Source organism: Streptomyces sp. NPDC002911 (assembly GCF_053591835.1).
In genome coordinates this window covers 1-23,006 of record NZ_JBSFUO010000012.1, presented here as the reverse complement: position 1 = coordinate 23,006, position 23,006 = coordinate 1, and the positions used below count along the sequence as shown (strand labels likewise).

The following is a 23,006-nucleotide window of genomic DNA, read 5'->3' as shown; positions in this document are numbered from 1 at the left end:
GCCGCACTGCCCTCACCCTGCGCTTTCTTTCGCTTACCCGCCAAGTCTGACGTGCTGTTCAGCATTGCACGACAGGAATCGCGAGGACGAATGCAGGTCCATGGCGGGCGCCACACGGGCCCGGTGCCCGACGCGAGGTGCCCGGAAGCTGCCCGAGGGCATGCGCGGTCCATCAGGGCGCCGGCTTGGTCACCCCCGCTGGGTGCGTGGCTCAGGTCCACCACACAGAAGACGGTGCCGTCCGGATCGGCGAGAACGACGAAATCCGGTTCCGGCGGGTAGAGGTGCCAGTCCACGGTCCGCGCACCGAGACCCACCAGTCGCCGGACCTCAGCTTGTTGTTCCTCCGCCGTATCCGTGAAGAGGTCCAGGTGGAGACGGGGTCGTGGCTCGGCGGGCGAGGTGCTGTGCATCAGGCCGAGGGCCCGGCCGGAGCCGTCGGCGTGATTGAGCGTCCGCCATGTTCCGCTGTGCCACTCGTCGGTGGCGACCAGGTGCATAGCCGCGGTCCAGAAGGCCACCGCGTGGGGGACGTCCGAGACACCGATGACGGGGATCCCGAGTCGCAGCATGGCGGCGACCTTATCCGACGCGCTGTACGGCTGCGGAGGGTCCGTCGTGCTGAACAGACGGTACCGCCGCGGCGGCCTACGGGACGTGGACCCAGCCGAGGGTACGTTCCACGGCCCTCTTCCAGCCTGCGTAGCCCTCCGCGCGCTGGTCGGCCGACCACTGCGGCGACCACCGTTCGGACTCGTGCCAATGGGTGCGCAGTTCGTCGGTGTCCTGCCAGAAGCCGGTTGCCAGCCCTGCCGCGTAGGCGGCGCCGAGAGCGGTGGTTTCCGCGACGGCGGGACGGCTGACCGGGACGCCGAGGACGTCGGCCTGGATCTGCATGCAGAGGTCGTTGGCGGTGACCCCGCCGTCTACCTTGAGGACGTCGAGGTGGACGCCGGAGTCCTGCTCCATGGCTTCGACGACGTCACGGCTCTGGTAGCAGATGGCTTCCAGGGTTGCCCGTGCCAGGTGGGCGTTGTCGTTGTACCGGGCGAGCCCGACGATTGCTCCTCGGGCGTCGGAGCGCCAGTAGGGGGCGAACAGACCCGAGAACGCGGGGACGAAGTACATGCCGCCGTTGTCGCTGACGCTGCGGGCGAGGGCCTCGCTCTCGCCCGCAGTCTTGATGATCTTCATCTGATCGCGCAGCCACTGCACCGCGGAGCCGGTCACGGCGATGGAACCTTCCAGCGCGTAGACCACTGGGCTGTCACCGAACCGGTACGCCACCGTGGTGAGGAGACCGTGCTCGGAGCGGACCAGTTCCGTGCCGGTGTTGAGCAGGAGGAAGTTGCCTGTGCCGTAGGTGTTCTTGGCCTCCCCGGGTGCGAAGCAGACCTGTCCTACGGTGGCCGCCTGCTGGTCGCCGAGGACCCCGCCGATGGGAATGGCCGCGCGCAGTGGACGGGAGGTGCGAGTGGAACCGAAGGCGTCCGGATGCGAGGAGGGATTGATGGTGGGGAGCATCGCCCGGGGGATGCCGAAGAAGCTCAGCAGCTCGTCGTCCCAGTCGAGGGTCACCAGGTCCATCAGCATGGTGCGGCTCGCGTTGGTCACGTCGGTGGCGTGGATGCCGCCGTCGGGACCGCCGGTCAGGTTCCACAGCACCCAAGCGTCCGTGTTGCCGAAAAGGGCGTGGCCCCTCTCGGCGGCCTCCCGTACGCCGTCGACGTTCTCGAGGATCCACTGGATCTTGCCGGCGGAGAAATAGGTCGCCGGCGGCAGTCCGGCCTTGCGGCGGATGACTTCGCCGCGGCCCGTGCGTTCGAGGTCCGCCGCGATGGCGTCGGTGCGGGTGTCCTGCCACACGATGGCGTTGTAATAGGGCCGCCCGCTGCGCGGGTCCCAGATCACCGTGGTCTCGCGCTGGTTGGTGATTCCAATCGCCGCCAGGTCCCCCGGAGCCAGACCGCCGTACCGGAGGGCGTTCTGCATCACCGAATTGGTGCGCTCCCAGATCTCCACCGGATCGTGCTCCACCCAGCCCGAGCGGGGGAGAATCTGGGCGTGCTCCAGTTGGTGCTTGGCGACTTCGTTGCCGCCGTGGTCGAAGATCATGAATCGGGTGCTGGTGGTTCCTTGATCCACCGCGCCGATGAAGTCCGCCATGATGTGCCACCTTCCGGCCGGTGCGGTCAGTCCTCGGGTGCCGGGACGCGCCCCGGTGGCTCGGGTTCCGCGGTAGGCAGGAACCGGCCGACCAACGCCTTGTACAGGCCCGCGCCGAGCAGGCAGCCGATGAGCGGGCCGACGATCGGGACCCAGAAGTAGAGATTTCCGTACTGATCTCTCCACGCTCCGCCGTACCCGGTGATGAAGCTCGCCAGGCGGGGGCCGAAGTCACGGGCCGGGTTGATCGCATAACCCGCGTTGGTTCCCCATGCCATCCCGATCGCGACCACTACCAGGCCGATGACGAACGGGGCCAGGTTCGAGCCCGGCGGTGTGTTCAGCAGGTCGGTGATGGCCATGATCAACAGCAGCAGGATGGCGGTGCCGATGACCTGGTCGCGGAACGCACCCCATTCGTGGACCGGCAGAGCTGGGTTGCCGTTGGCGGGGAGGGTGGAGAACACCGTCTGCGTCTTGACGGTGTGTCCGGGGTCGGCCTTCGCCAGTGCCTCGCTGTAGTTCCAGCGGACAAGGAGCGCAGCCACGAAAGCGCCGGCCGTCTGGGCCAGTGCGTAGGGTGCCACCTTGAGCCACGGGAACCCCTTGTAAGCGGCGAGTGCGAGGGTTACGGCGGGATTGAGATGGGCGCCGCTCAGCCGTGCCGCCACGTAGACACCCAGGGTGACGCCCAGCCCCCACGCCCAGGCGATGCTGTCGTGGTCTCCGAGGCCGCCGGGCGGATCCGTCAAAGCCCCGCCGGCCACCACCTGGGCCACCACGCCGCAGCCGAAGAGGATGAGGACCATCGTGCCCGCGAACTCGGCCGACAACTCGCCCAGCATTCCGGATCCCATACGCCGTTTCGCCATGGAAGCTCGCCCTCCGCCGGCTGACCGGCTGTCGACTGCCCGGTGCCCGAGCAATATCTGTCAGGCTAGGACGGCTCGCCGAAGGGCGCATATCAGGATGAATCGGATGAGCGTGGTCCGGCTCCCCACCGGCCTGGGGAATGGCGCCGGGCATCACGCCATGAGTGTGCCGGGGCGCCGGAAAAGGCCCGTCGAGGACGGCTCACTGGAGCAGCGCCGCGTCGGCGATGTCCCCGCTGCGGATCTTCGTCAGGTCCCTCTCGATCGGGAGTTCCAGGGGCTCGATGTGCTCTCCCTCGGCGGCGATCCGAAGTGCAGACATTCGGTGATGGACCCAGGACTCATGCAGACGCAGGAGGCCGGCTCGGGGGCGATGATGAGCCCGGTCCCCTCGGCTGCCTCCTTGCGGACTGCGTCCGCGGGCACGTTGCCGTCGAGCAGGCCAGGACGGGACGCAGACGTCGCGAAGGGCCGTCAACATCGCTGGGCCGTTGGGATGCGCGCCGGGATCCCTCACTGGACTGCACGGCCGTCGAACGGGCTGCCCTGTCGGGTGCCGTCCGAACGATCGCGGCGGCGGATGCGACCAAGCCTGGACTCCGACCACCCGTACTCGGCGTGCGCACCGCCGAGGGACAGCACGAAACAGCTCAAGGTCAGGGCCTCGAGCGTGCGCAGGCCAAGGGGGTCGACCAGAGATCGTTCGACGGGACGGGACAGGCGCCCGACGGTCGGCAGATCGATTCACGGCCGGTCGGCCAGGCGCACCGTGGCCTGCGGGCTGAGAACTGCCACCATCAGCGGGGCCCGCTCGGCAAGGTGCGCAGCGACGCGCGCGGTCGTCGTGCCCGCGTCCGGAAGCACAAGCGTCCCCGGCTCCACCATGGCGGCCACGACCGCACGGAGCCGGTTCTTCGGCGCGGCCTCCCAAGGCTCGCGCGAAGAGAATCCCCGCCTCCTCCTGGCTGACCGGGTGGCGACTGCGCCGCCGTGCACCCTCCGAACAAGCCCCCTAATGCGCGAAAGAGCCCAGGTTTTTGTGTACGGCCATCTCCGAAGCCTCCAGACGGCGGGAGAATTCACGAGACGGAGGCCCGGTCGGAGCCCGCCCCAAGCACAGGGTCGGGTCCGGACGGTTGGCGACGCCCATGGACTGTTTTTTACATGTCCATGCTCGTTCTCGCGCTTCGATGTGAGGACAGGGGGCGGGCCGGGCTGATCAGGCCAACATGCCTGCCCGGAGCTTCCCGAGGGTGCGCGTGAGCAGACGGGACACGTGCATCTGGGAGACGTCGAGTGCGGCGCCGATCTGGGACTGGGTCATCTCCTGACCGAAGCGCATCTCGATGATGCGGCGCTCGCGGTCGTCGAGCTCTTCCAGGAGCGGGGCCAAGGCGTGCAGGTTCTCCACCGTCTCGATGGCGGAGTCCGGCTCACCCAGGACGTCGGCGAAAGTACGGGACGCCGCGCTCGTCGTCTCCCCGGTGTCGGCCGGCAGGCTCAGCGATCCGGCGGTGTAGCCGTTCGAGGCGATGATCCCTTCGGTGACCTCGTCCTCGGTGAGCTCCAAGTGGGCTGCCAGCTCCTTCACCGTCGGGTCACGGTCCAGGTGGGTCGCGAGTTCGTCCTTGGCCTTCGCCAGTTCCACGCGGAGCTCCTGCAGCCGTCGGGGGACGTGGACGGCCCAGGTGGTGTCACGGAAGAAACGCTTGATCTCGCCGACGATGTAGGGGACGGCGAAGGTGGCGAACTCAACCTCCCGCGAGAGCTCGAACCGATCGATGGCCTTGATGAGGCCGATGGTTCCCACCTGGGTGATGTCCTCCATGTCGCCGCTGCCCCGGTTACGGAAGCGGCGGGCGGCGAACCGGACCAGGGAGATGTTCATCTCGATGAGGGTGTTCCGCGCGTACTGGTACTCGTGCGTGCCCTCCTCGAGAACCTGCAACTGCTCGAAGAACAGCTTCGACAGGGCGCGGGCGTCCTTCGGCGTCACCTTGCCCGCGTCCTCGATCCAGGGCAGCTCACCGACGCGCGACGGCAAGGCCTCCGCAGCCGACAGCTCATCAGCCGGTACGTCCTCGGCAGTCTGTTCAGCAATCACTTCTTGTTCCCACCCTCCCTGGTACTGAGCGCGCTTCCTTCCGAGCCCTTGCCCCGCATCGGAGGCCCCATGCACCGTACGGCGCATTTTCTTGCTGTGTGGAAACAGTTGTCTCGGGACATCGTAAGATGAGCAGCCCCGGCCACCGGTGCGACCTTTCGGGGCGTGCCGAGCTGGCCCGGGTTCAGGCCCGTACGCTGGGGGCCGAATGCCGGGGCCCGAAGACGGCCCGGGTCTCGGCGCGGCACGATGGAGAAGCAGGATCACGTGGACAGATTCGCTGCGGTCGAGCGGGAGCTGCGCAAGGCCGCACCCCATCTGCTCCTCGACGTCGTCACGGCGGCTCTGCGGGAGCACTGCGGCGTGCAGAGTGTGGAGCTGCGGCTCGCCGACTACGGCATGACCACGCTCCAGGTGGTGTCCGAGGCGCCGCTCGCCGAACCGGTGCACGTTCATGGCAGCCCGCAGGGGCGAGCCTTCGGCGCCCAGGAGCCGTATGTGGAGCCGCGGATCACGCCGGGCCCGGTGACCGCGCACCTGCCGGTGACCGTCCGTGGTGACCGGCTCGGTGTCCTCACCGTCACAGCGCCGGAGGGTAGGTGCTCCCGGGCGGACCTGGCTGAGATGCAGCAGATCTGCGAGGCGCTCGGCCATGAGATCCTGGTAGCCGAACGCGATACCGACCTCTACCTCCTCGCCCGCCGCGCCACACGGCTGACCCTTGCCGCGGAGATGCAGTGGCAGTTGCTGCCCGGCCGCTCCGTTGCGTGCCCCGAATTCTCCCTGGGTGCCCATCTGGAGCCCGCTTACGCGATCTTCGGTGACAACTTCGACTGGTCGGTGTCGGCCCATCACCTCACGCTCACCGTCACCAATGGCATGGGCAAAGGGATGGAGGCGGCCCTGTTGACCAATCTCGTCGTCAACGCACTGCGCAATGCCCGGCGGGCCGGTCTCGACCTCGCCGGCCAGGCCAGTCTCGCCGACCAGGCCGTCTACACCCAGTACCGTGGCGCACTGCACGCGTCGGTCCTGCTGCTGCGCTTCGACCTGGCGACGGGTGAGGTGGAGGCAGTGGACGCGGGATCCCCACGGATGTGGCGGCTGAGGGGCCGCAGCGTCGAGTCCCTTGACTTCGACGCGCAGCTCCCGCTGGGCATGTTCGAAGAGACGGAGTACGTCGCGGAGCACCTGCGCGTCGAACCCGGCGACCGGCTGCTGATCGGCAGCGACGGTGTCTACGACAGCGCGTCGGCGGCGGGGGAGTGCTACGGGCAGCGCGGCCTCGCGCGGTCGCTGTCCGCGCACCGCTTCCTGCCGTCCGAGCAGGTGCCGCTGGCGGTACTCCGCGACCTGAGGGACCACCGGGGTACCACGCCGCTGGACGATGACGCCCTGGTGGTCTGCCTGGACTGGTTCGGTCGGCGTGCCTCCGCCGGTGACGCGTACGCGTGACCTGGGCGGGCGAGCGGGCGAGTGGCTCTATCCGGTCGACCGCAAGGGTCTCGCCCCGCTGCTGTCCTGCCCGGAGGCCGCAGCCGCGCCGCGGAAAGCCCTGAGCCCTTCGAGGAGCGAACGCCGCGCCTTGGCCGGCATGGCGTCGATCGTCGACATGAGTACCTCTTCCCTGCGCGTGCGCAGGTCGACGAGGTACGCCTTGCCGTGGCTGGTCAACCGGAGCTCCAGCTCCCGACGGCTCACCGGGCTGGGGGCGCGCTCCACGAATCCTGTCGCCTGCAGTCGGTCGCACAGTCTGCTTACCGAGGGGGAGGCCGATCCCAGGGCCTCGGCGAGCATGCGCAGATTGATGCCCTCCTCCCGGTCCAGGGTGTACAACACTCGGAGCTGGGAGGGAGATACCGGACCGGTCGGCACGGCCTCACGTCCGTGTTCCCAGAGGACTTCCAGAAGTTCGACGAACTCGGAACCCTCACGGGCCGCATCCCGGGACCTGTGGTCGGGTTCGGGGTTCAGGCCCATATCGATGACACTCCGATCCGGCATCGCCTCACTCGTCCGTCTGGCCACCGGACCGGGCAAACAAGCCGGGTATCGGATGCGCTCGCATGGACAGCCAGGGCAAAGGTTCCGGGACACGCGTGTGGCCCTGAATATCGTACCTCCGTCCGCAACGGTTCCTGAGGTCACCGTCGGCCTCGTAAAGTTTCTGCACAGCAACAGTTGTCGTAGGGTATGACCCCGCGGTCGGCATCCTTTACGTGATCTTCCGCGGTCACCGTCGCTTTGGCCGCGATCGCACCCCGGCCTGGAGCACTGACATCCGTGACGCGACGGCCGAGCCTCGCCCTCACCGTCCGGCAACCGACGGATTCGATCGCCGTCCTCACCATCGCCGGCGAGATCGACGTCGACAGCGTGCCCCTTACGTACCAGGGCTCGGGAATTGATCAGGCTGGGCAGGCCACACCTGATCATCGATCTGGAGCCCGTGGAATTCTTCGACTCCTCCGGCCTCACCACGGTGATCGGCATCCTGCGGTCTGGCAAGGGCCGGCAGGGTTCCCGGTCCTTGGCCGCCGCACCACCACACCTCGCGAGACTCCTGGGCTGACCCGTATTGCGGCGACCGGCGCCACACCGGAGCGACGGGACCCGTCAGGTCCAGATTTCTCGAAGGCAGCCCGCGCTGCGCCCCCGGGCCGGGGCGCAGCGCGGCACTTCGCGGACAAGGGTTCAGGGGCCCGGGGTGGTGGACGCCTGGTGATCAGGCCTTGTCCTGCATGGACCGACGCGCGGGGTTGCCCTGCTCCGAGGCCTTGGGGTCCCTTTCGTCGGCCTTGGCGCGCACCCCTTGCTCGATACGCTCGCCGATCGCTTTGTCGATGTTCGACCAGTACTCGAAAGCCCGTCGGAGCACGGGCTCGGTCACGCCGTTGAGCAGATGGCCGACGACGTTGTTCACCAGCCGGTCCCGTGCCGCGTCGTCGAGGACCTCGCGCACCATGGTGCCGGGCTGACCCCAGTCGTCGTCCTCTGCATGGGAGACATACGCCGCACGGGTGATGTCTCCGTCGGTGTGCCAGCTCGGCGGGTTCCCGTAACGGTCGGTGTCGGCGGCCGGGCCGCCCTTCGAGTTCGGGGCATAGACGGGATCGGTGGTCTTCCGATACGCCATCGCCCCGTCCTTGGAGTACGTGTGCACGGGCACGACCGGAGCGTTGACGGGGAGCTGCTGGTAGTTGGCTCCGATGCGGTAGCGGTGTGCGTCCGCGTACGAGAACAGACGTGCCAGCAACATGCGGTCAGGGCTCGGGCCGATGCCGGGAACCAGGTTGTTCGGCTGGAACGCTGCCTGCTCGATCTCGGCGTGGTTGTCGGTGGGATTGCGGTCCAGGGTCATCCGCCCCACCTTGATCAGCGGATAGTCTCCGTGCGGCCACACCTTGGTCAGGTCGAACGGATTGAACCGGTAGTCCACTGCGTCCGCGTACGGCATGACCTGTACGTACAGCGTCCAACTCGGGAAGTCGCCGTCACGGATGTGCTCGAAGAGGTCACGCATGTGGTAATCGGTGTCGGCCGACGCCATCTGGTCGGCCTCGTGCTGGGTGAACGTCTCGACACCCTGGTCCGTCTTGAAGTGGTACTTCACCCAGGAGCGCTCGCCCTTCGAGTTGATCCACATGTACGTGTGGGAGGTGTAGCCGTTCATGTGACGCCAGGTGCGCGGGATGCCACGGTCACCCATCAGCCAGGTGACCTGATGGGCGGACTCGGGGGAGAGGGTCCAGAAGTCCCACTGCATGTCGTGGTCGCGGAGGTTGTTGTCCGCACGGCGCTTCTGGGACCGGATGAAGTGCTGGAACTTCATCGGGTCCTTCACGAAGAACACGGGGGTGTTGTTGCCCACCATGTCGTAGTTGCCTTCGCTGGTGTAGAACTTCACCGCGAAGCCGCGCGGGTCGCGCCAGGTGTCCGGGCTTCCGCGCTCGCCGGCGACGGTGGAGAACCGGATGACCATGTCGGTCGTCGTTCCGGGCTGGAAGAGTGCTGCCTTGGTGTAGCCGCTGACGTCTCCGGTCACCTCGAAATGCCCGAAGGCGCCGCTGCCCTTGGCGTGCGGCTGGCGCTCGGGGATTCGCTCCCGGTTGAACTGGGCCATCTGCTCGATCAGGTAGGAGTCCTGCAGCAGAATCGGCCCCGCTGGGCCGACGGTGAGCGAATGTTCATCGCTTTCCACGGGGGCGCCGGAGTCCATCGTGGTCGGTTCGTGCGACGTGTCGGTCACTTTCGTTTCCCCTTCGTCGTGGGGTGTGTATGCGGAACGTCGGTCGGGGCTACGGACACGGGTCGGCTCATCAACAGCGAGAGCGGACGCAGACCCATGAGATGTCTCCGTCAGCCGTGTCTTCCCGTTCTTCAGACATCGCCGCACCAGTAACCGGTATCAACATAGTTAAACCTGGGCGAACGGGCCATCGGAAGCGATGGCTCTCGCCTCCACCTCCGCCCTTTCGGCGACCGCACCTCGGCGACTGCGTAGCCCGGCATGATCCGCCATGAGCACGCCGGAGCATCCGTGTGGAGGAGGCGGTCCGCAGGGTCTTCGCTCTGCAGGTGCAGACACCGGCGTCCCCGTACCTGGCGCTGTGGAACCGAGTGCAGGACTTTGCACCCGAAGATCTCGACGCGGCGCTCGAGGACCTACGGCGAGTGATTCGACACGACTCGCAACGATGCGAGGAACGCATATCCTCAGGTTCCCGTCGGCCGAGTGGCGCCGCGGCGCTCCTGGGGCTTCTTCCTCCGGTTCTGTGTCTGGTTGTTCGACGGTGGGCCGGGCCGGTCCACCGATGGCGACCGCCCCCGCCGTAGCCGGCCCGGGGCCTGTGGGGTCTGAACGGGTGGTGGGTCTGTGGTCTGTTTGTGGCGAACCGTGACGTAGCACCACCAGGGGACCGGACCCCGGACACCACCGTCGGTGACCACTGTGGTTACCAAGATTGTTCGTAGGCACCGGCGGGTCTTCATGGCACCTGCTCGCAGGTGGTCCGAACCGGCGTGGGACGGCGCGCCAGGAGGGCGTGGACTCCTCATGGCAATGATTCGTTCGGTACTCCGTACGCCCTGCCGGTGACCGCAGGTTCCGGTAATCATGATCGGACCGCACGTGATCCGAACAGTTCCGCGCACACTCGCCCTATTCCTTCGGCGGGTGAACATACGGTGGAAGGAACCACGTTGTTGCTGCTCATCTCTCCAGATGGTGTGGAGGAAGCCCTTGACTGCGCGAAAGCGGCCGAGCACCTCGATATCGTCGATGTCAAGAAGCCCGACGAGGGCTCGCTCGGTGCGAACTTCCCGTGGGTCATCAGGGAGATCCGTGCCGCGGTCCCGGCGGACAAGCCGGTCTCCGCGACCGTGGGAGACGTACCGTACAAGCCCGGCACGGTGGCTCAGGCGGCGCTCGGTGCAGTTGTCTCCGGAGCTACGTACATCAAGGTCGGCCTCTACGGATGCACGACGCCCCAACAGGCCATCGACGTCATGCAAGGCGTGGTCCGGGCAGTGAAGGACCACCGGCCGGACGCGCTCGTCGTCGCGTCCGGCTACGCCGACGCTCACCGGATCGGATGCGTCAACCCACTCGCGCTGCCCGACATCGCACGCTGTTCCGGTGCTGACGCCGCCATGCTCGACACCGCGATCAAGGACGGAACACGGCTGTTCGACCATCTGTCGCCCGACCTGTGCGCGCAATTCGTCCAGTTGGCCCATGACGCTGATCTGCTCGCCGCTCTCGCGGGCAGCATCAGGGCGGCAGACCTCGGCGCGCTGACCCGTATCGGCACAGACATCGTGGGAGTACGCGGAGCGGTCTGCGAGAGGGGCGACCGCAACGCCGGAAGGATCCAGCCACAACTGATCGCCGCTTTCCGGGCGGAGATGAACCGGCATACCCGGGAACACCTGGCTGCCGCGCCCGCTTCCCCCGCTGCGAATTGACCGTCAGGTATGCCTACACGCCCGCCCAGTCGGCCGCCCGGGACCCCCGGCGAATGTCTCTCCGTGCTCGATCCGGCAACGGGCGAGACCTTCGACGAGGTTCCCGACCAGCAGCCGGACGAATTGGACGCCGTCGTAGAACGGGCCCACGAGGCCTGGCGCAGCTGGCGGTCCGACCCCGCCACCCGTACCAGCGCGTTGCTCAGGGCAGCCGACGCTGTCGAGACGGCCGGGGCCGACCTCGCCCCGCTGCTTACCCGTGAACAGGGCAAACCCCTGTCCGAGTCGTACGCCGAGATCGCCCGCACGGCAGCCCGTCTACGCTACTTCGCCGAGCTGACCCCTGGTTCCCAGCTCATCACGGACGGCCGACCGGTACACAGCGAAATCCACTGGCGGCCGCTGGGGCCCGTCGCCGCGATCGTCCCGTGGAACTTCCCACTCCAGCTCGCGTCGGCGAAGTTCGCGCCCGCTCTCGCCGCGGGCAACACGATGGTGCTCAAACCGTCGCCGTTCACACCCCTGGCCACGAAACTGCTGGGGTCCGTCATCTCCACCGCCCTGCCTGAGGACGTACTGACGGTCGTCACCGGCCGCGAGCCTCTCGGTGCTCGTCTCGCATCGCATCCCGGGATCCGCCATGTGACGTTCACCGGTTCCGTTCCCACCGGACGGGCCGTCGCCACGGGCGCGGCGGCCTCGCTCGCCCGGGTCACCCTGGAGCTGGGCGGGAACGATGCCGCGATCCTGCTGGAGGACGTGGATGTGGAGCGGATCACGGAACGCCTGTTCTGGGCGGCGTTCCGCAACTGCGGGCAGGTCTGCATGGCGGTCAAACGCGTCTACGCCCCGGCCCGCCTCTACTCACAGGTGGTCGAAGCCCTCGCGCAGCGCGCGAAGACCGTAGTCGTAGGAGCCGGCCTCAACTCGGACTCGGAGCTGGGGCCGGTCAACAACGCCCCCCAACTGGCCCGGGTCGAACACTGCACCACCCAGGCCCTCGCGGACGGTGCCCGAGTCGCGGCTGGTGGCCACCGACTGGACCGGCCGGGCTATTTTTTCGCCCCCACCATCCTTGCTGATGTCCCCTCCCGCAGCCCGGTGGTGACAGAAGAGCAGTTCGGCCCCGTCCTGCCGGTGCTGCCGTACGGAAGCCTCGACGAAGCCGTCGAGGCGGCCAACAACACCGGCTTCGGACTGGGCGGTTCGGTATGGGGAAGCGACCTCGACCGGGCCGAGGCGGTCGTCGGCCGGCTGGAGTGCGGGACAGCCTGGATCAACCACCACGCCGAACTGTCCCTCGCGCAGCCCTTCGCGGGTACCAAGGAAAGCGGTGTCGGCGTCACGGGCGGACCCTGGGGGCTCTACGGGAACCTGAGGCCGTTCGTCGTGCACCGTCCGAAGGAGGCATGACGATGAGGTTCGGTGCGGCGGTGCTGCGCTCGTACGAAAACCGGTTCGCCGTCGAGGAGGTGATCCTGAACGCGGGGCCGGCCGACGGCGAGATCCTCGTCAGGATCGCGGGCTGCGGGATGTGCCGGACCGACCTCGCGGTCCGGCGTTCGGCAGGGCGCACCCCGCTGCCGGCAGTGCTCGGTCATGAGGGGGCCGGGGCCGTGGTGGAGACGGGCGGCCCGGACACCGGCCTGAACGTCGGCGACCATGTCGTGCTGAGCTTCGACTCCTGCGGACACTGCCGCAACTGCACGGGCGCGGCCCCCGCCTACTGCGACTCCTTCGCCTCCCTCAACCTCTTCGGAGGACGCAGGGAGAACGCGGGACGCTTCACCGACGCGGCCGGAGGCGAACTGGCCCCCCGGTGGTTCGGCCAGTCCTCGTTCGCCGAGTACGCGATCGTCTTGGCCCGCAATGCCGTCAGGGTCGATACCTCCCTGCCCGTCGAACTGCTCGGACCGCTCGGCTGCGGCTTCCTCACCGGCGCCGGAGCGGTCCTCAACACCTTCGGCGCCGGCCCCGGCGACACCATCGCCGTCTTCGGCGCGGGAGCGGTAGGCCTGGCAGCGGTGATGGCGGCCACCGCCGCCGGAGCGGTGACCGTGGCCATCGACCGGCATCCCGAACGGCTGGCCCTCGCCGAACGACTCCACGCGATCCCGCTCCACGCCTCATCGCCCGGCCTGCCCGGCCGCATCCAGCAACTGACCGACGGCGGAGCACAGTACGCACTGGACACCACGGGTTCCGCCGAGCTGATCAACGACGCGCTCCAGGCCTTGCGTCCAACCGGTCACCTCGGCCTGGTAGCACGCATCCACACCACGCTCCCGCTCCATCCGGGGGCACTGGACCGAGGCCGGAGGATCTCCCACATCTGCGAGGGGGACGCGGTGCCGGCACTGCTGATTCCCCGGCTGACCGCACTGTGGCAGGCCGGGCTGTTCCCCTTCGACCAGCTGCTCCGAACATACCCGCTCACCGACATCAACGAGGCCGAACGCGACTGTGACGCGGGCCTTGTGGTCAAACCCGTCCTGGTTCCATGCCGATGAGCAAAGCACTCACCCCACAGCCACGGACACCGCGCCCCGCCAGGGCCGGCCCGGGCGGCGAGATGACCCACGCCGGGCCGACCGGACTGATCAGGCCGCTGAACAAAGCCGGTGGCCGCAGAGTTGGCCCCCCACCGCGTACGGCCCCGGGAACAGGACCCCGAAGCTGTGGAGCCGTGCCTTCACCACAGATTCATCAGTTCATCAAGCACGCTCATGTCCCTACCCGCACCAAGGGAGTACACATGGCCGACACAGCACAGCAGAACACCGATGTGGAAGGGGTGGAGGGCGGCGTCGGTCTGACCGGTCTCATGGTCGCCGCAGCCCGAGCGATCGAGACCCACCGCCCCGACAGCCTGGCACGGGACGTATACGCAGAACACTTCGTACGTGCCGCACCGGCGTCCGCGGCCTGGCCGGTGCGCATACAACAGGTTCCGGACGGGGACGCGAACCCCCTGTGGGGTCGATTCGCACGCTACTTCGGTCTGCGCACTCGAGTCCTCGACGACTTCCTCATCCAGTCGGTGCGCACAGCTGCCGCACGCCAAGTGGTCCTGCTCGGGGCGGGACTGGACTCACGGGCGTACCGACTCGACTGGCCCCCCGGCTGCGTGATCTTCGAGATCGACAGGGAGGGCGTGCTTGCGTTCAAGCACAAAGTGCTGAGCGGCACGTCGGCCACCCCGAAAGCGACTCGGATACCGATCCCGATCGATCTGCGAGCCGACTGGGTCGCAGCGCTCACCGACGCCGGCTTCGACGCCGCCGCACCAAGCGTCTGGCTGGCTGAGGGATTACTGTTCTACCTGCCCGCTGCCGCCGAAACCTACCTCATCGACACGGTGGACAGGTTGAGCACGGGGGGAAGTGCGCTGGCATTCGAGGTCAAGCTCGAGAAAAACCTCTTGGAATATCGTGACAGCCCCCTCTATACCTCGACGAAACACCAGCTCGGCATCGACCTGCTCGACCTGTTCGACGCACAGCCGCGGCCCGACTCCGCAGGTGATCTGGCGAGCCAAGGCTGGTCCACATCGGTTCACACCCCCTTCGACTTCACTCGTCGGCACGGACGCGGTCCGCTCCCCGAGCCGAACGACGCGCTCGCGGGTAACCGGTGGGTGTTCGCGAAGAAGCCCCAGCCGTAACGCTGCCGTCAGGCGGCCCGTAATGACCTCCGGCCGCCACCAGTTCTACAGCTGGGGTCGGACCAGCTCCGGAAAGGTTCGCGTCGGGAAGCGGTCGCTCCAGTCGGTGTCCGTCGCCGCCAGCACGGCGAGTCGACGGCAGCCGGGGAGAGGGCGGCTATGCCGGAGTCGGAACCGACTGGTTCTGGAAATCAGTCCGCATCGGCTTCGAAGTCGAACCATGTGCTCTGCCGGGCATGGCGACACGCCTCCTCCGCGCTCGCGCCCACCGGGGCGCCGCTGAGCCCCGCGATCGAACGCCACGATCACAGCCGGCCGTAGGCAGCCTGCACGCCCGAGGTGCCCGTGCCGCCCATCGAGGCGATGGCGAAGAGCAGGCGCCACTTTCGTGACCTGATAGCGGTCCGTGGGACCGAGACCGTCGACTCGATTACTTCGACACGGTGGTGGAGTACGAGGTGGTCCCTGTAAGAACGAGTACATATGTGACTGGTCGGCGAGGAGGGGCCAAAACGTTGAGGCCCGCCCCTTGCGTACTCCCGGCTGATTGGTAATCCACCCCGGGAGCACGGGTTACCGTGCTGATGTGGTGATCACAGTGGAGAACACAGCACCGGGGACCGCGCTGCTCCTCGCAGCTTCCCCGGCAGGAAGAAGCGGCTTCATCAATGCGACGAGTGTCCTGCCCGCGCTCGCAGCCGTCCCCCCCAGCATCTTGACCGGCACCACGGCGGGGACCATCGTCGAACTCGCCGATCCGATCGACCCGCAGACCGTCCTCACCCGTATCCGCGCCGCGGCCACCACGCCCGGTCCGCTTACCCTCTTCCTGGTCGGGCAGCTCCACCTCGATACCAAGCAGCACCTGGTCCATTTCGCCCTGGCCCGCACCACACCGGCCACCCTGCGCTATTCCGCCCTCCCCTGGCACTGGCTGGCAGGGGAACTAAAACCACGCAAACCCGGCACCACCACCGTCGTCGCCGACCTGATCGCCACCCCGGACACCTGGCAGCACATCCGTGACGACGGCCTCACGATCGGCCACGGGATACGCCTGTACGGCCGTGTAGCCCCGCAGCCGCCACGCCGCCGAACCGTAGAGCCGGCCTACCTGAAGACCATCGCCACCACCTGGCGCAGTGGAAGCAATCCGCCGCTCGCTCAACTTCATGAGCAGGCCATCGCTCAAGTTGGGGTGCAGGCCGGTTCCGGCGACGCACTGCACCTGGCCATCGACATCACGCCCCTCGCCACTCCCGCACCATCAGCCGGCCCGGCACCGAGCCGGGGCCCCCAGCAAACGGAACCAGACGATCCGCTGCCCGCGATCCTCGCCGCGGCCCACGCCGGACGACACAGCGAGGCCGTGGCACTCGCATCCATGTGGGAAGAATGGGCGCTGCGCACCTACGGCGCCGGCTCCGCGCAGACGATTCACTGGCTCGAGATTCGGGCCGACCTCGCACGTCTCGCCGGAGATCCAGCGCGAAGCTGCGAGCTGTGGATGTCCGCAGCCGATGCTCGCCTCGCGCGGCAGCAACTCCCGGACGATCCCGCAGTCGTAGATGCCGTCGACCGTGCACACCACCAGTGGCAGGAGCTCCGGGATCCGCGACGCGCTCAAGAACTCGGCCCGCCCCTGGTCGCGCTGCGCGGTCATGTGCCTGGTCGGCGACCTGGGGCGATCGCTGCAGTTCAGCGCCGACTGGAACTGCTGCACGGCTGACTCCTGCGGAGCACATCTGACGTCACATCCAGCGGCAACCCGATCGGGCGACCACCTGAACACTTCCCCCCCCGGGGCGGCGTGATCGGCGCCGGTCTGTCTGGCGTGTGCCTCACGGCAGGCACTCGAGCGCAGACCCGGAGGAGAGTTGATCCGGGTGTAGGCGCGACCTCCCGGCAACGCCACGGTCAGGCCGAGTGTCCTTTACGGAACCGCAAAGAGCGGTTTGACGCGTTTTCGAATTGTTTTCTGCCTATCTGCCAGCACACTCTGATCTGGTTCAGGTATGGCCCATCTCCACAGAAGGAGATCAACGTGCGCTTCCTGTTGAGAGAGTCCGCACAGCGGACGGCGGCTGCCGCCGCCATATTGGCCCTGTGTACCGGGGGACTGGTCGCGGGTGGTGCGAGCGCCGCGCATGCTGCCGCTGTCTGCGCCGGAACCAAGATCGACACCCTGGAGTTCAATACCGGCTACACCTATCTTTACTACAGCAGCGCGACAGGAGAGAACTGCGCTTACACCGTCCCCAAGTCCGGTGGCTCGCGGCAGTTCATGTATGTGGGTCTCTTCAGGGAGAGCGACGGCGCCGGCGTGTGGGACGAGGGGGACTACACCCAGTACGCGGGTCCGGTCTATCTGCACGCGCCTGGTACCTGCGTGTCCTTCAACGGCCAGGTGGGATCCTGGGCCGGGCATTCCGGCCCAGGGCACTGCGGCACCTTGGCCTCCGCCACGTCCCGGCCCGCTGCCGAGGCGGCGGACGGGTAATAAGGGCATGTCGCTGGCGCGCTGGCCCTGGCGAGTGCCGGGATGCTGGCGCTCCCCGCGACTGCGCAACGCCTCGCGTAACGGTCTGTGCGGGGCAGGTTATAGCGTCGTCGAATCGGCGGCCATCGGTAACTCCGGCACCCTATCTCTCTTCTGGAACGGGGCGGTCAACAAGATCTGTGCCGTTGCAGTGCGCAACGTCCCAGGCGCGGCGTTCTGGAAGGAAGCGTGGATCACTCGCACCGCTGAAGGGGGTCGGCGACGTCGACGACGGCTACTACACGATTTATGCCGACCCGTGTACGCCGATGGCCGGAAACCTGCATCGCGGTCAGCGGCACCATCGGCGGCAAGTCGGCAAACCAAGGCCCTGGCCACTCCGCTGACGGGTACACCCTGAGGCGCCCGATACTCCCGCAGTTGCCGCCCGGGGGAGATGCCCGGGCGGCAACGTCCGTCTCTCGGCGCGAGCAAGGCTCCCAGGGCTGCGGCGATCGTTGATCGTGCGGCCGCGAACTTGCGTCGCCAGACGTGACCCCCCGTCACCTGAGGCGGTCCAGGCCGGCGGCGTGGGCGACCACGGGGCGGATGTGAAGGCCACCGAAGCCTTCGGCCGTCACTGGCTCATCCAGTGCGAACACCGCAGCGCGGGTCACGCGGGAGTTGCCATCGGATCCCCGACCTGCACGGCACCGGCCGGCCCGTCCACCTGGGCGAATTCATCGACCGCCACACCCTGGCCGCCTGGGCCGACGGGTCCCGTCCCCTGTGGGAGCTCCTGCGCGCGGTACCACCGCCCCGCAGGCCAACAGCGCTGCCGTGACGGGCCGGGGTGGGGGAACAGGGGGCAGCCGGATGCCTGCTGGTGTGTTCTGCCGTCTGCGTCGTGTGGAGGGTTGCTGCCGTATTGAGGCGACATGGGCGCTCAAGGGGGGCATGGGGGCAGGGCGGTGGTGAGCTGGTTCAGGTTGTCGGGGTGGACACGGATTCCGGGGAGCCAGAGGTGTTTTCCGTTTCGCGTGACCTGGATCCAGATGCTGGTGTGCTTGTGGTTCTCGTCGGTGACAGTGATGCCGTTGGCGATGGTGCAGCGGGCATCGAGCAGATCGTGGTGCCAGACACGGTCGGCTGAGTTGGCAGTGACATAGGGGCGGTAGGGGTTGTAGGCCAGGGAGAGTGCGCATTCCGTTGTGCGTGGTTCCTGGCATGCCTTCTCGACGTTGTGGACGAGAACACCTGCATCGCTGCTCCTGTCTGCGCCGTCCTGTGCCGCGGGCGCGGTACCGGGCACGCCCTGTGGGGGGAGTAGGAGCAACAGGAGCCCCACCGCCACGAGTCCACCCGCCGTGGCAGCGGCCGCGGCGATGGCTCCACGGCTGGGCGGAGGTTTGCGCCATCGGTGCCACCGGGCCACGCCGGGCGAGCGTGACGGACTGGCAGCGTCGGCGGTGGTGACTGCTTCGTCGGGCGGGGGCTGGGCGGTAGCTTCCCACAGGGCGCGGTACTCGGCAGGATCTGCTCCCAGCGCGTGGCACAGGTCCCTCACCACGGGCCAGGCAGGCACGGTTTCGCCGCGGAAGTAGCGGGAGAGAGACGAGTCGCTGATACGCACCTGGGTCTCGAGGCTGCGCAGTGTGCTCCCTGATTGCTGTTGCAGGCTCCGCAGCGCCTGCCCCAGCTTCCGTGCTGTCGCGCCGTGGTCGGGCCGTTGGCCGGTCATCGAAATGGCCCTCTCCGTTGGCGGGGCAACGGCGTCCCGCCGGCTGTCCCATGTCCCGGGACGGGTGCGTCCCAGCAGGTCAGGATGGTATTTATCCCGACATCAGTGAAGCAAGCGGGATCTGGTTGTGAAGGCGCAGCTTCCTGCGCAAACTCGGCGTACCGGCTGAGCAGATCACCCCCAAGGGTGAGCGTGCCGGTGGTCGTGGCCGTGTCGGCGGATGTCGCACGGACCCAACTTCGAACCCCTACCGAAAGGACCTTCACCATGCGTGTACGCACCGCACTGTCCGCTTACGCAGCGATCGCCGTGGTCGGGCTCGGCCTGGGCGCGGCGGCGCCTGCCGTCGCGGCACCCGGCTCGGCATCCCATCGGGTGGCCGCAGTCCAGGCGGCCGACAGCCTCAACATCCACCGCGGCAAGTACATGACCCTGGGCGGCTGCCAGACCGCCGGCCAACAGGGCATCGATCGTGGACACTGGGACCGTTATCAGTGCGCCGAGGGCTCCGCCTGGCCCTGGGTGTGGAACTTGTGGACCAATCGCTGAGCACATAGCGCGCCGGTGGCCTCCCCTCATGCAGGAGGAGGCCATCGTCGGCCGGCCACCGCTTGGATGAACGCGGTGGCCGCCCAGTTCACCCCGCACAAGCGCCCTCTCGGACGCCCTCCACCGGGCGCCGCAGCGTCACGTCCGGATTTTCGGCTTCGACGCCGAAGTGAAGAAGGACTTGGCAGGTTCCCGCCGGACCTGCGTTCGGCGGGAACGGGAGGGCGGGCGAGGGAGGGCGGGCGAGGTCCATATGTGGGGTGACGACTGGCAGTTCGACACCCGCGCCGGTACTGGACGGCTGGTACAGCCACGGGCGGTACTGCGGCAGCGCCGGGTCAGGGGGCGATGTCGAAGATCTGGTCGTTGTTGCTGTCCACGTTGTACAGGAACATGTCGGCGTCGAAGGAGTCGGTGCTGGCCGTCCATTCACACCAGCTGAACTCCCGCAACGGCAGGGCGCGGGTGATCCCCGAGCCCGGCCACACCTTCCCACCGCCCATGATGAAGTCGCACCACCAGACGCTCACGTCGTCCAGATCACCGCCGTACGGAATCTTGGAGCCGCCCGGTGGGATGTTCCACCAGCCTTCTTTCGTCCAGTCGCCGCCGTCCGGGCAACCGGGGGTGAACCGCATGATGGCCACCGAAACCGTGAACGGGCACCGGTTCAGATACTGCAACATCGTGGCATCTCCCTCCGGCCCTCAACTCTTCCCGGACCTCGTGGTCCGGCCAGGAGCCGGACGTACACCCTCGCGGCCCTCGCGTTCGACGAGCACATCAGGGACCTGACCCGTCTGGTAGGGCCGGCGCACCGTGACGTTCGTTTTGCGGTCCTGGGATTTCTCGTCACCCGAGGCTCCAAGGTCTTCTCTCCTGCTCACCGGAACAGTGAAGCGCTCTTCTTCCGTCATGTCCGTCGTCCTCCGATTCGCCTGTTCAGGGGTTCGGGGAAGCTCGGAGCGGACGGTCCGCCGCAATCACGGCACGACACCGGTCAGGTGGCGGACTGCCGCTGGGAACAGGCCCTTTCCTCTATCGTCACGCCGCGCCGAATGCGGCGCAATGCGGCGGGTTCAGCTGAGGAGACGGGGCAGGTCTGCGGCCCGAGGACGCCGTCGACGACGAGTCTCCCTGCCTCCGGAAGTCGCGCACGACCTCCGCAGTGCGGGAGCGAACCGGCCGTCGGCCCAGACTCTGACACCGCTCGTGCAGGGCATACCTTTGATCTGGTATTCCCCGGCGGCCGGCGCAAGCCCGGGCAGCTACACGCCACATGGGCTACTACTGCAGTGGTCCAGCGAGGCAGCGGCGATGGCTGTCCCACCGCAGGATACGGCACCGCATAGTGCGCAAAGACGTTGAGAGCCTTTTCCGACCTCAGCTTGAGGCTTGATGAAGGGCGACGGTGGCCTTCACGGGGTCAGCGATCCGGTTGGTGCTGCAGCGGACCTTTCGCAGGAGACGCCAGCCCTGCACGGTGGTCATGACTTGGTCGCCGAGGCAGCAGGTCCTGGCGTGCGTGCTGTGCCCGCGAACTTGAGCGCCCAGTCACTCCGGCGGCTGCGCCAACATGCGTGACAATCCGCCAACGCGCCTGTCCAGTCACAGCCCTGTGACCTCGAGTGGAGACGGCTGGAGGCGCCGGCGTCCCCCTCGAAGACGGTCGGGGTCACGCACCCCGCCCCCTGACCGGACCAATGGGCAGTCCCCACATAGGACACGGTGCTGGTGGAAAATGAGTTGCTGTTAGCTCTGGCCACGCAGCGCCGACTGTCGTCGGCGGTCGCCGGCGATCATGCCAGCGCGGCCGGAATCAGCTGACTCAGGTCGGGCCGGTTCCCGATCCGCTGGGTGGCCGGGCGTCCGGGCGCGTCCTGCTGAGGCCAGCCGGTGTTCCTCAGCGCTTTACGGGTCTGCCACCCGTCCAGCGGAACACGGTCGCTCGCCTTCAGCACGCCCTGTACGCATGCGACAGCGCCAACGACGATCGGGGACGCACTCGAAGTCCCGCTGAACCTGTCGGTGTACCAGAAGTCGGGATTCCCTCCCGCTTGCAGGTCGCCGTATCCCGTCGTGGTGACCTCTCGGCCCCAACCCTGCGCGTCAACGCACGAGCCGAAGTTGGAGAAGTCGAGGCGGGAACGGTCGGGGCCCCAGTCCGCGCTGTGAGTGCCGGGCGGGGGAGCGCCGGCGCCGACTATGACGGCACCGGAGTCGAGCAGGTTGCGCCGAAACGGGTTGGTCCACCACAGGGGGAAGCTGGGGGACCTGTCGTACACCGGGTCGTCGAGGTTCTCCGCGCCATTGCCAGCGGCTTCGACGACGACCACGCCTTTGTCCGTGGCATACCGGATGGCAAGGAAGTCATCCGGCCACCACTCGACCGCGATGAACCCCTGCTGGCCTGTCCCGGTGGCCCGTGGACCCGGCCTGTGAATCTCCAGGAGAAGGATGTCCCCGGGACCCAGTCGGTCAGCGGCGGCCCGGATGGCGGTCGCGGTCGGCAGGGAGAACGACGAGGCGCTGATCACCGCGTCGGGCGCGATACCGGTGATGCCGAACCCGTTCATGTCACCGCTGATCTCGCCGAGGACAGCGGTGCCGTGATTGGTGTCGGTGCTGTTGTTTCCCGCGATGACACCCCCCTGGTTCTGGAGCAGGTCCTCGTGCCCGAAGCGCCAACCCCATTCGCAGTCGATCACTCGGACCCCGTGCCCTGTGCCGCCGGGCTGCTGCCAGGCGTGGCGGGAGTCGATGCCAGCCGGGCCCGGGCCCAGATAGATTTGGCGGACCGTGTAGTCGGGTGTCATCGACGGTGCGTCCGGGCCAATGGGGGCCATGTCGTTGATGGGCGTTTCCTTGTGCTCCTCAGCCTTGGAGAAGGAGCGTGTCCGGGGCCGGGCCTCGGTTCCGGCGCGGGCAAGTTCGGCAGCCGGCTTGACGTAGGCGGCCTCGATGACGTCGAGTCCCCGGAGTCTTCCGGCGATCTCCTCAAGCCGGTCCTCGGGCGCGTCCACCTGGTAGAAGCGCACCATTCTGCCAAGGTTCCCCTCGACCTGACCGGCGGACTCCCCTGCCCGCGGCATCGATTGGGCCTGGCGGCCCAATCGTGCCAAGTCGGCGTCGAACAGTGGCTTCAGGACGATGTCGGGTGCAGCCGCCAGCTCATTCAGCCCGGCCACATCAACGCCTCGGGCCGACGACGCGCCCGATGGCGTGATCTCCACGCCCACGTCCTCCGCCACCGCGCAGATGAGTTCGGGATGTCCTCGTCCTTCGCCGTACTGCAAGCGGCGGTTTCCTTCATTCATTCCCTGCCTGGGCATATTCGCTCCTCTTCCACGTCATGGTGCGTGAGAGTCTCGGGACTGTAAAACGTTCGGTGTAACTCCCGATCATGGAAGATGCATCGATGACCAGCAACAACGTGACCGAGGTCGAGACCGTCGAGCCGTCTG

At 67.6% G+C, this 23,006-nt stretch carries 19 protein-coding genes and 2 pseudogenes; 11 read left to right on the top strand and 10 right to left on the bottom strand.

Annotated elements, in window-relative coordinates; genetic code table 11:
- Nucleotides 1-185 precede the first annotated feature (185 nt).
- From ACWD04_RS19765 to ACWD04_RS19750, 4 genes and pseudogenes are all read right to left on the bottom strand, one after another.
- Nucleotides 186-572 (bottom strand): annotated as a pseudogene (locus ACWD04_RS19765) (VOC family protein); the annotation flags it as partial.
- Nucleotides 573-648: 76 nt separating this feature from the next.
- Nucleotides 649-2,166 carry a glycerol kinase GlpK gene (glpK, locus tag ACWD04_RS19760; protein ID WP_451133576.1) on the bottom strand — a complete coding sequence of 506 codons (1,518 nt, stop codon included), beginning with the start codon at nucleotides 2,164-2,166 and terminating at the stop codon, nucleotides 649-651.
- Between the two features lie 26 nt (nucleotides 2,167-2,192).
- Nucleotides 2,193-3,038, bottom strand: a complete 846-nt coding sequence (locus tag ACWD04_RS19755) for an MIP/aquaporin family protein (protein WP_451133574.1) — start codon at nucleotides 3,036-3,038, stop codon at nucleotides 2,193-2,195.
- A 1,219-nt stretch (nucleotides 3,039-4,257) separates the two neighbouring features.
- Nucleotides 4,258-5,142: a SigB/SigF/SigG family RNA polymerase sigma factor gene (locus ACWD04_RS19750; RefSeq protein ID WP_451133572.1), complete on the bottom strand. Its 885-nt coding sequence runs from the start codon at nucleotides 5,140-5,142 to the stop codon at nucleotides 4,258-4,260.
- Nucleotides 5,143-5,409: 267 nt separating this feature from the next.
- On the opposite strand from ACWD04_RS19750, the gene ACWD04_RS19745 reads away from it, so the two are divergent.
- Nucleotides 5,410-6,597 (top strand): PP2C family protein-serine/threonine phosphatase, encoded by a 1,188-nt coding sequence (locus tag ACWD04_RS19745; protein WP_451133570.1) that lies wholly within the window; start codon nucleotides 5,410-5,412, stop codon nucleotides 6,595-6,597.
- Between the two features lie 27 nt (nucleotides 6,598-6,624).
- Here ACWD04_RS19745 and ACWD04_RS19740 read toward each other — a convergent pair whose 3' ends face one another.
- Complete coding sequence (locus tag ACWD04_RS19740; RefSeq protein WP_451133896.1) at nucleotides 6,625-7,122, bottom strand: MarR family winged helix-turn-helix transcriptional regulator; 498 nt, start codon at nucleotides 7,120-7,122, stop codon at nucleotides 6,625-6,627.
- Nucleotides 7,123-7,546: 424 nt separating this feature from the next.
- Here ACWD04_RS19740 and ACWD04_RS19735 point away from each other — a divergent pair, with 424 nt between their 5' ends.
- Nucleotides 7,547-7,714: an STAS domain-containing protein gene (locus tag ACWD04_RS19735; protein WP_451133568.1), complete on the top strand. Its 168-nt coding sequence runs from the start codon at nucleotides 7,547-7,549 to the stop codon at nucleotides 7,712-7,714.
- A 153-nt stretch (nucleotides 7,715-7,867) separates the two neighbouring features.
- Here the strand turns inward: ACWD04_RS19735 and ACWD04_RS19730 are convergent, their stop codons facing one another.
- Nucleotides 7,868-9,391 (bottom strand): catalase, encoded by a 1,524-nt coding sequence (locus tag ACWD04_RS19730; RefSeq protein ID WP_451133566.1) that lies wholly within the window; start codon nucleotides 9,389-9,391, stop codon nucleotides 7,868-7,870.
- Between the two features lie 293 nt (nucleotides 9,392-9,684).
- On the opposite strand from ACWD04_RS19730, the gene ACWD04_RS19725 reads away from it, so the two are divergent.
- From ACWD04_RS19725 to ACWD04_RS19705, 5 genes are all read left to right on the top strand, one after another.
- Nucleotides 9,685-9,978 carry a DNA glycosylase AlkZ-like family protein gene (locus tag ACWD04_RS19725; protein WP_451133564.1) on the top strand — a complete coding sequence of 98 codons (294 nt, stop codon included), beginning with the start codon at nucleotides 9,685-9,687 and terminating at the stop codon, nucleotides 9,976-9,978.
- A 366-nt stretch (nucleotides 9,979-10,344) separates the two neighbouring features.
- Nucleotides 10,345-11,109, top strand: a complete 765-nt coding sequence (locus ACWD04_RS19720) for a (5-formylfuran-3-yl)methyl phosphate synthase (RefSeq protein WP_451133562.1) — start codon at nucleotides 10,345-10,347, stop codon at nucleotides 11,107-11,109.
- Between the two features lie 9 nt (nucleotides 11,110-11,118).
- Nucleotides 11,119-12,522: an aldehyde dehydrogenase family protein gene (locus ACWD04_RS19715; RefSeq protein ID WP_451133560.1), complete on the top strand. Its 1,404-nt coding sequence runs from the start codon at nucleotides 11,119-11,121 to the stop codon at nucleotides 12,520-12,522.
- Between the two features lie 2 nt (nucleotides 12,523-12,524).
- A complete protein-coding gene (locus ACWD04_RS19710; RefSeq protein ID WP_451133894.1) occupies nucleotides 12,525-13,619 on the top strand; it encodes an NAD(P)-dependent alcohol dehydrogenase in 1,095 nt (364 codons plus the stop codon).
- Between the two features lie 245 nt (nucleotides 13,620-13,864).
- Nucleotides 13,865-14,773: a class I SAM-dependent methyltransferase gene (locus tag ACWD04_RS19705; RefSeq protein ID WP_451133558.1), complete on the top strand. Its 909-nt coding sequence runs from the start codon at nucleotides 13,865-13,867 to the stop codon at nucleotides 14,771-14,773.
- Nucleotides 14,774-14,964: 191 nt separating this feature from the next.
- Here ACWD04_RS19705 and ACWD04_RS19700 read toward each other — a convergent pair whose 3' ends face one another.
- On the bottom strand, nucleotides 14,965-15,066 hold the full coding sequence (locus ACWD04_RS19700; RefSeq protein WP_451133892.1) for a hypothetical protein: 102 nt from the start codon (nucleotides 15,064-15,066) through the stop codon (nucleotides 14,965-14,967).
- Nucleotides 15,067-15,359: 293 nt separating this feature from the next.
- Here ACWD04_RS19700 and ACWD04_RS19695 point away from each other — a divergent pair, with 293 nt between their 5' ends.
- From ACWD04_RS19695 to ACWD04_RS19685, 3 genes and pseudogenes are all read left to right on the top strand, one after another.
- Nucleotides 15,360-16,502, top strand: a complete 1,143-nt coding sequence (locus tag ACWD04_RS19695; RefSeq protein WP_451133556.1) for a hypothetical protein — start codon at nucleotides 15,360-15,362, stop codon at nucleotides 16,500-16,502.
- A 315-nt stretch (nucleotides 16,503-16,817) separates the two neighbouring features.
- Complete coding sequence (locus ACWD04_RS19690) at nucleotides 16,818-17,273, top strand: hypothetical protein (protein ID WP_451133554.1); 456 nt, start codon at nucleotides 16,818-16,820, stop codon at nucleotides 17,271-17,273.
- 551 nt (nucleotides 17,274-17,824) lie between these two features.
- A pseudogene (locus tag ACWD04_RS19685) lies at nucleotides 17,825-18,096 on the top strand (restriction endonuclease); the annotation flags it as partial.
- A 102-nt stretch (nucleotides 18,097-18,198) separates the two neighbouring features.
- Here the strand turns inward: ACWD04_RS19685 and ACWD04_RS19680 are convergent.
- Nucleotides 18,199-18,993, bottom strand: coding sequence for a helix-turn-helix domain-containing protein (locus tag ACWD04_RS19680; protein ID WP_451133552.1), 795 nt, complete (start codon nucleotides 18,991-18,993; stop codon nucleotides 18,199-18,201).
- A 267-nt stretch (nucleotides 18,994-19,260) separates the two neighbouring features.
- On the opposite strand from ACWD04_RS19680, the gene ACWD04_RS19675 reads away from it, so the two are divergent.
- On the top strand, nucleotides 19,261-19,542 hold the full coding sequence (locus tag ACWD04_RS19675; RefSeq protein ID WP_451133550.1) for a hypothetical protein: 282 nt from the start codon (nucleotides 19,261-19,263) through the stop codon (nucleotides 19,540-19,542).
- A 338-nt stretch (nucleotides 19,543-19,880) separates the two neighbouring features.
- Here the strand turns inward: ACWD04_RS19675 and ACWD04_RS19670 are convergent, their stop codons facing one another.
- Nucleotides 19,881-20,228 (bottom strand): hypothetical protein, encoded by a 348-nt coding sequence (locus tag ACWD04_RS19670; RefSeq protein WP_451133548.1) that lies wholly within the window; start codon nucleotides 20,226-20,228, stop codon nucleotides 19,881-19,883.
- Between the two features lie 1,113 nt (nucleotides 20,229-21,341).
- Nucleotides 21,342-22,838, bottom strand: coding sequence for a S8 family peptidase (locus ACWD04_RS19665; protein ID WP_451133546.1), 1,497 nt, complete (start codon nucleotides 22,836-22,838; stop codon nucleotides 21,342-21,344).
- Nucleotides 22,839-23,006: the final 168 nt, after the last annotated feature.

Coding starts and splice junctions, on each gene's coding strand:
- ACWD04_RS19680 (WP_451133552.1), bottom strand. CDS start 18,993: ATGACCGGCCAACGGCCCGACCACGGCGCGACAGCACGGAAGCTGGGG.
- ACWD04_RS19715 (WP_451133560.1), top strand. CDS start 11,119: ATGCCTACACGCCCGCCCAGTCGGCCGCCCGGGACCCCCGGCGAATGT.
- glpK (WP_451133576.1), bottom strand. CDS start 2,166: ATGGCGGACTTCATCGGCGCGGTGGATCAAGGAACCACCAGCACCCGA.
- ACWD04_RS19675 (WP_451133550.1), top strand. CDS start 19,261: ATGCGTGTACGCACCGCACTGTCCGCTTACGCAGCGATCGCCGTGGTC.
- ACWD04_RS19740 (WP_451133896.1), bottom strand. CDS start 7,122: ATGGGCCTGAACCCCGAACCCGACCACAGGTCCCGGGATGCGGCCCGT.
- ACWD04_RS19755 (WP_451133574.1), bottom strand. CDS start 3,038: ATGGCGAAACGGCGTATGGGATCCGGAATGCTGGGCGAGTTGTCGGCC.
- ACWD04_RS19670 (WP_451133548.1), bottom strand. CDS start 20,228: ATGTTGCAGTATCTGAACCGGTGCCCGTTCACGGTTTCGGTGGCCATC.
- ACWD04_RS19705 (WP_451133558.1), top strand. CDS start 13,865: ATGGCCGACACAGCACAGCAGAACACCGATGTGGAAGGGGTGGAGGGC.
- ACWD04_RS19710 (WP_451133894.1), top strand. CDS start 12,525: ATGAGGTTCGGTGCGGCGGTGCTGCGCTCGTACGAAAACCGGTTCGCC.